The sequence below is a fragment of the Pseudomonas sp. genome (assembly GCF_050739995.1).
In the GTDB taxonomy this organism is placed as follows: Bacteria; Pseudomonadota; Gammaproteobacteria; order Pseudomonadales; family Pseudomonadaceae; genus Aquipseudomonas.
Genome location: NZ_JBOICG010000668.1, coordinates 1 through 7,000, shown reverse-complemented (window position 1 = coordinate 7,000; position 7,000 = coordinate 1). Strand labels below are relative to the sequence as shown.

Sequence of the window (7,000 nt, the reverse complement as noted above, 5' to 3'; positions counted from 1 at the left end):
TTCGCCCCCCAGCGCGGGGCAAGCCCGCTCACTACAGGGTACGGTGAGGTGTTCATGGCTGGGTGACTACGCGCAGCAGGCCGGCGGCGTCGCGTTGCAGGCTGAGGCTGTGTTGGCCATCGGACAGCACCACGCGCAAGGGCGGGTTGATCCATTCGGCATTGAGGACCAGCGCCTGTTTGGGCTCGATCGAGATTTGCATCGGTGTGCTTTCCCACAGGCGCGGGCGCAGTTGGGCGTCGCCTTTGAACGCTTCAATGGTCAGGCCATCGTCGCTGCGGCGGTTGAAGCGAAATCCCTTGGCGTCGGTGCGCAGGGTGATCGGGCGGCCGTCGGCATGGGCTTCGGCCTGGGCCACTTGAAGCAGTTGGCTGAGGCGTTCGGCGTCTTTGCGCAACAGGTGCAGCGGGTCGGGTTTGATCGTCAGGCTAATGGCAGCGCTGGCGATACCGATGATCACCAGCACCACCATCAACTCGATCAGGGTGAAGCCTTGCTGTTTCATCGGTCGGCACCTGGAAAACTGGCGAGTTCGAGAAATAAAACCGTATGAATTGCCCTGTAGGCTGCAAGCTCGGACAAACAGGAGGTCCTGCCCATGGCATTCGCCCAGCGTTTTTCACCGGCCCACGGCGTACAGGCCCTGGCCTTGTTGGCGGGCTTGGCCGGCATCGCGTACTGGACATCGTTGCTGCTTTCCACCGCTGAATCCCATACACCACAAGCGGCGCCCCAGGTGTTGGCGGCGCGCAGCGATAACCCGGCATTGCAGTGGTTTGCCAATACGCCGGTGGCGCTGCAGGTCAAGGTTTCGGGTGTATTGGCCGGGGCCCGTGGTGCGGTGGCGATCCTCAGCCTCAACGACGGCCCTCCGCGCAGTTTTTTGCTGGGTGAGCGCTTGAGCCCGGGCGTACGGTTGACGGCCATTGAAGGTGATGGGGTCGAGATCGAGCGCGCTGGCGAGAAACAGCGCGTCAACCTGGAGAAATTGCCGAAAGGGCCTGCATTACCGCTGCTCACTCGGCCATGACCTGGGTGTCGAGACGCGCCAGCGGCGGTGCGTCGCGGCTGGCGTCCAACACCTGCACATTGACCTGAAACAGACGGCCCGTTGCGTTGATGGTCTGTTCGCAGCGCAGTTTCAGGCGGCCCTGGTCGCAGTCGAAAGTCTTTTTACCGCTGCTCAAATGCCCGCCCAGGCGCAATTCGGCCAGGCGGCTTTGGGCTGCCAGTAATGCAATGGATTTGTCCCGCAGCAGGCCATTGCTCTGGGTCATCAACCCGGCCACGCGCACGGCGGCGGCCATGGCCACGGCGATGATTGCCAGCGCCACCAGCACTTCAATCAGGGTGAAACCTTGCTCGTTGCGACGGCCGTTCATGGCGCTCTCAAAGCCTTGGACCAGGCCCGCAGACTAGCTGGGGCAGTTGACCGATTGGCGACTAAACCTCCCGAGGATTTTCAATACGACTGACATATGTTCTTGCAACACTGCGCCACGAATTGAACCCAAGCCAAGGAATGTCGAGATGGATATCGCGCCCCTGAACGCCCCATTGCCAGGCCCTCGCCGCCAGCGGGGCTTTACCCTGATCGAGATTATGGTGGTGGTGGTCATCCTCGGGATCCTGGCGGCAATGGTGGTACCCAAAGTGCTTGATCGCCCCGACCAGGCACGGGCCACGGCGGCGAAGCAGGACATCGCCGGCCTGATGCAGGCGCTCAAGTTGTATCGCCTCGACCATGGCAACTACCCCAGCATGAACCAGGGATTGAAAGTGCTCGTGGAACGCCCGGCCGATGCGAAAAACAGCAACTGGCGCGCCTACCTTGAACGCTTGCCCAACGACCCGTGGGGCAACCCTTATCACTACCTCAACCCAGGTGCCAATGGTGAGGTGGATGTGTTCTCCCTGGGCGCCGACGGCCAACCGGATGGCGACGGCGTGAATGCCGACATCGGCTCCTGGCAGTTGTAAGGCGCCCCATGAAACGGTATTCGCCCGCAGCGGCGAAGCAGCGCGGCATGGCAATTATCAGCGCGTTGCTGATCGCGGCAGTGGTGGCCGTGATTGCCGGTGCCATGCTCACGCGCCAGAGCGTGTTCACCCGCAGCCTGGAGGCGGAGCAAGCGCGTATCCAGGGCCAATGGTTGTTGCAGGGTGGCCTGGAACGCAGCCGGCAGTTGCTCTGGGAAGTCCGGCAAAAGGACGTGCTGACGCGCCTCGATCAGCCTTGGGCACGCGCACAAAATGGTGTGTTCGACGGGCAGATTGAAGACGAACAAGGCAAATTCAACCTGCGCAACCTGGTCAATCGTCAGCGCTTGGACACTGAGCAATTGCAGAGTTTCGAGCGCCTGTGCCGCTTGATCCGGGTCGACCCAGCGGTGAGCCGACGTATCAGCCAGCGGGTGATTGCGTCCTATGACCAGCCTGATTTGCCCGCCAAATACCCGATGCTGCGCAGCCTGGATGACTTGAGCGCTATCGAAGGTCTCGACCCGCAAGTGTTGCAGCGCATGCAGGCGTATATCAGCGTGTTGCCCGGCAACACCTGGGTCAACGGCAACACGGCCCGTGCCGAAGTGCTCAGTGCGGTGGTGCCGCAACTCAGCCTGGCCCAGGCCCAGGCACTGGTGGCCGAGCGTGATGGTGGGCACTGGTTTATCAATCGCGGGGATTTCGTCAACCGCCTGCGCATGCCCCAGGTGGCGGTGGAGTCGGTGCAGGTGGGCATCACCAGTGAGTGGTTTCGCTTGCAGGGCCAGGCTCGGCGCGAGCAACGCCGGGTAACGATCGAGGCATTGTTGCATCGCCCTGAAGACCGCATGCCTCGAGTGATCTGGTCGCGGGTGGGCGCATGAAACGCTTGCGTATTGGCTTGCCACCCCTCGATCAACTCACCGTGGACAGCCGGGTGACGTTTGCCTGGCTGGAGCGCGGCGTAGTGGTGGCCGAAGGTCAGGAGAGCCTCAGGCAGCTGGGCAAGCAGCGTCAGGCGGTCGAGTGCTTTTTGCACCCACGCGATAGCTTGCTGACCAGCCTGGAGCTACCACCACTGCCAGCCGCGAAGACTGCCGCGGCCGTGGCTTGTGCGGCCCAAGCGTTGATTCTTGGCCCGGTGGAGCAGATGGTGGTCGCCCACGGCCCACGCGGCAGCGATGGGGCTGTGCAGGTCGCTTGGGTACCCAAGGCAGGGTTGGAACACCTCGGCCAGATCCTGGCGCAAGTACCACTCACACTGCGCGGTCTGTACCCGGCGCCCTTTGCCTTGCCGGTGGCGACGGCGGCGCTGGAGGAAGGCTACTGGTTAAGCCGCGACAGCTTGCAACAAGGCACGGTGCATCCGTTGGGCCAGCCGGCGCTTGACGTGCCGTGGGTGGACGCGGCCCAGCGTTGGAGCGGGGCCGCGCCCGCCTGGGGCTTGCACGGCCGTCTCAGCCAAGCGGCCACCGGTGGTTGGGGCAGGGCGCTGGCGGGTGTGGCTTTGGCCACCGCCATCTGGACCCTGGGCCTGAACCTCTACGCCGCCCGCCAAGTAGATGAGGGCCAACGGCTGAAGGCATTGATGAGCCAGCAGGTGCGCCAGGCATTCCCCGAGTTGCCGGTGGTGCTCAACCCATTGCAACAGGCCCGCCAACAATTGGCGGCGCGGCAAACCGGTGCGGCCGCCGATCCTGGCCAGCGCTTTTCCAGCCTGTTGCAACTGGCCGGCAGCAACCTGCCATTCATGGTCGCCAGCGTCGACCAGTTGAATTTCGAACAAGGCCGCCTGCACCTCGGGTTGCTCGCCGACAGCCGCAGCCCGGAGGGCCAAGGCGACTGGCAGGCCGCCTTGGCCCAGGCCGGTTTTACCGCGACCCGCGATGACCACGGTTGGACCCTCGGCCCCACCGAGGCGTCAGCCGCTGTGGAACTTGAAGAAGATGAATAAATGGCACCGTATGCGCAGCCAATCCCGAGCGTTCTGGAATGGCCTGGCCCTGCGCGAAAAACGCATGCTCAGTGGTGCCGCGTTGGTGCTGGCGGGCCTGCTGACCTGGCTGATCCTTGTGCAGCCCGCGCTGAAAAAGATCGATTACTGGCAGGCCGAAACGCCCAAGTTGCGGTCCCAGGCCGAGGCCCTGCAGGTGTTGTTGCAGGGCGTCGCCGCACCTCGACCGGCTGACGAAGCCGCATTGCGCCAGGCACTGGATGGTGCCGGCCTGCAAGGCCGTTACCAATTGCAGGCGCTGGACGCCGGCAGTTGGCGCCTGAGTTTCGATAACGCCCCGGCGGATGCCGTGGTGGATTGGCTACTGGGCAACCCCCGTTCATTTTCCATGGAGGTGTCCGAAGCGCACTTGCAACGCGCTGGCGACACCGTCGAAAACTCGGCCGGCACTGTGTCCGGGACCGTTCGCATGGATCAGGCGCTTGGCGCTAAGGAAGCTTCATGAAGTGGTCAGTCCCGCCTTTTCGTTTGGCCGCACCGCTGTTGGTGTTGGCCCTGAGCGCGTGCAGCAACACCCAGTCGACCAAACCGCTGCTGGTGGACAGTGAACTCGGCCAGCCGTTGGCCGAAACCCGCCGCAGTGTCGACAGTTCGCTGGAGCGCCAGCGTGAGCCGGCTCCTGCGCCGCGGGTACAGCACCCGGTGACCAACAGCGCCCGTGGCCACAGCTCGACGGTGGTGAAGGCACGCAACCCGCTGGGCGACCAGCCGGTGCAACTGAACTTTGTCGACGCGGATATCCAGGCCGTGGTGCGTGCGTTGTCCCGTGCCACTGGCCAACAGTTCCTGGTGGACCCACGGGTGAAGGGCAACCTGACCCTGGTCAGCGAAGGCCAGGTGCCTGCGCATCAGGCCTACGACATGTTGTTGGCCGCGTTGCGCATGCAGGGGTTCAGTGTGGTTGATGTGGGAGGCGTGGCCCAGGTGGTGCCGGAAGCCGATGCCAAGTTGCTCGGTGGCCCGACCAACAGCGCCGGCAGCAGCGGCATGCAAACCCGCACCTTCCGCCTGCAATATGAAAACGCGGTGAACCTGATCCCGGTGCTGCGTCCCATCGTGTCGCCCAACAACCCGATCAACGCTTACCCCGGCAACAACAGCATTGTTATCACCGACTATGCGGAAAACCTCACGCGGGTCGCGCAGATCATCAGCGGCATCGACACGCCCAGTGCCATCGACACCGACGTAGTGAAGGTGCAGAACGGTATCGCCGTGGACATCGCCGCCATGGTCTCCGAACTCCTGGAAACCCAGGGCGCCGACCAGACCCAGAAGATCAACGTGGTGGGCGACCCACGCTCCAACTCGATCATCATCCGCTCCGGCAGCCCCGAGCGCACCGAGCTGGCACGCAACCTGATCTACAAGCTCGACAATGCCCAGAGCAATCCGAGCAATATGCACGTGGTGTACCTGCGCAACGCCCAGGCGGGGAAGCTGGCGCAGTCGTTGCGCGGGTTGCTCACCGGTGAAAGCGAGTCCGGCGTCAGCGATGAAGCCCGTGGCAAGCTCAGTTCCATGGGCGGCAACCCCCAAGGCACCTCGGGCAACCCGACGCAAAACAGCAGCGGTACGCCCACCGGCAACGGCATACAACCGAGCTATAACTCAGACAAACAAACCAGCGGCAGCGCCTCCAGCGACCAGAACACTGCGTTCAGTGCCGGCGGTGTGACGATCCAGGCCGACGCCACCACCAACACCTTGCTGATCTCCGCGCCCGACCCGCTGTACCGCAACCTGCGCGAAGTCATCGACTTGCTCGACCAGCGTCGCGCCCAAGTGGTGATCGAGAGCTTGATCGTCGAAGTCAGCGAAGACGACGCCAGTGAATTCGGTGTGCAATGGCAGGCTGGCAACCTCGGAGGCAAGGGCGGTTTCGGTGGCGTGAACTTAGGCGGTAGCGGTTTGAATGCCGCGCCCGGGGCCAAGACGAGTATCGATGTGTTGCCCAAGGGTTTGAACATCGGTCTGGTCAACGGCTCGGTGGACATTCCGGGGATCGGTAAGGTACTGGACCTCAAGGTGCTGGCCCGTGCGTTGAAGAGCAAGGGCGGAACCAACGTGCTGTCCACGCCGAACCTGCTGACCCTGGATAACGAAGCCGCGAGCATTTTTGTGGGGCAGACCATTCCGTTTGTCACTGGCAGTTATGTGACGGGCGGCGGCGGCACCAGCAACAACCCGTTCCAGACCGTGCAACGTGAAGAAGTCGGGCTCAAGCTGAACGTGCGGCCGCAGATTTCCGAGGGCGGCACGGTGAAGCTGGATATCTACCAGGAGGTCAGCAGCGTTGACTCGCGAGCATCGGTGGACGCCGGCACGGTGACCAATAAGCGGGCAATCGATACCAGCATCCTGTTGGATGACGGGCAAATCATGGTGCTGGGTGGGTTGCTGCAGGATGGCTACAGCCAGAGCAACGATGGGGTGCCGTGGTTGGCGGATATTCCGGGGTTGGGCGCGCTGTTTCGCAGTGAGAAGCGCAGTGTGACCAAGACCAATTTGATGGTGTTTTTGCGGCCTTACATCATTCGGGACAGTGGGGCGGGGCGCAGTATTACGTTGAATCGCTATGAGTTCATGCGTCGGGCCCAGGGTGGGTTGCAGCCGGAGCATAGTTGGGCAATGCCGGATGTGCAGGCGCCGCAGTTGCCTTCGGTGGATAAGGCGATTCCGGGGGCGCAGCAGCAGGGGCCTCGGGCGGTGATTCGGGCTGTGCCGGTGTCGGGAGGGGCGCGGCCTTGAATGAGTACATATCCATTTCTTCGGTAACGGCCACTTATGGTTCCGCTCTTACAGCGGGTCACTTTTGGAGGGACCTGCATGGACCGGACACATGGTTGACGGGGCGCTCAAGATCAAAATCAAAAGCCAGATCAAGAGCAGATCGTTATCTCCCTGATGTATCGAGATCCAAATGTGGGAGGGGGCTTGCCCCCGATGGCGGTGTATCAGCAGAAAATAGGTTGACTGACCCTATGCCATCGGGAGCAAGCC

General features: G+C 62.8%; 8 protein-coding genes. 6 read left to right on the top strand and 2 right to left on the bottom strand.

What is annotated here, in order from left to right:
• Positions 1-52 precede the first annotated feature (52 nt).
• On the bottom strand, positions 53-505 hold the full coding sequence (gene gspH, locus ACRESD_RS22625) for a type II secretion system minor pseudopilin GspH (RefSeq protein WP_431752940.1): 453 nt from the start codon (positions 503-505) through the stop codon (positions 53-55).
• Positions 506-598: 93 nt separating this feature from the next.
• On the opposite strand from gspH, the gene ACRESD_RS22620 reads away from it, so the two are divergent.
• Positions 599-1,030, top strand: coding sequence for a type II secretion system protein N (locus ACRESD_RS22620; protein ID WP_431752939.1), 432 nt, complete (start codon positions 599-601; stop codon positions 1,028-1,030).
• On the opposite strand, the gene gspI is transcribed toward ACRESD_RS22620, so the two are convergent.
• Positions 1,017-1,382 carry a type II secretion system minor pseudopilin GspI gene (gene gspI / locus ACRESD_RS22615; RefSeq protein WP_431752938.1) on the bottom strand — a complete coding sequence of 122 codons (366 nt, stop codon included), beginning with the start codon at positions 1,380-1,382 and terminating at the stop codon, positions 1,017-1,019. The genes ACRESD_RS22620 and gspI overlap by 14 nt on opposite strands.
• Before the next feature lie 148 nt (positions 1,383-1,530).
• Between gspI and gspG the strand changes: the two genes are divergently transcribed.
• From gspG to gspD, 5 genes are read left to right on the top strand one after another with little or no spacing between them, the layout of a single operon-like run.
• Positions 1,531-1,980, top strand: a complete 450-nt coding sequence (gspG, locus tag ACRESD_RS22610; protein ID WP_431752937.1) for a type II secretion system major pseudopilin GspG — start codon at positions 1,531-1,533, stop codon at positions 1,978-1,980.
• An 8-nt stretch (positions 1,981-1,988) separates the two neighbouring features.
• Positions 1,989-2,867, top strand: a complete 879-nt coding sequence (gene gspK, locus ACRESD_RS22605) for a type II secretion system minor pseudopilin GspK (protein ID WP_431752936.1) — start codon at positions 1,989-1,991, stop codon at positions 2,865-2,867.
• On the top strand, positions 2,864-3,937 hold the full coding sequence (gene gspL, locus ACRESD_RS22600; protein WP_431752935.1) for a type II secretion system protein GspL: 1,074 nt from the start codon (positions 2,864-2,866) through the stop codon (positions 3,935-3,937). The genes gspK and gspL overlap by 4 nt, the downstream gene beginning before the upstream one ends.
• Complete coding sequence (gene gspM, locus ACRESD_RS22595) at positions 3,930-4,442, top strand: type II secretion system protein GspM (RefSeq protein WP_431752934.1); 513 nt, start codon at positions 3,930-3,932, stop codon at positions 4,440-4,442. Before gspL ends, gspM begins: the two co-directional genes overlap by 8 nt.
• Positions 4,439-6,748: a type II secretion system secretin GspD gene (gspD, locus tag ACRESD_RS22590; protein ID WP_431752933.1), complete on the top strand. Its 2,310-nt coding sequence runs from the start codon at positions 4,439-4,441 to the stop codon at positions 6,746-6,748. The genes gspM and gspD overlap by 4 nt, the downstream gene beginning before the upstream one ends.
• Positions 6,749-7,000 lie beyond the last annotated feature (252 nt).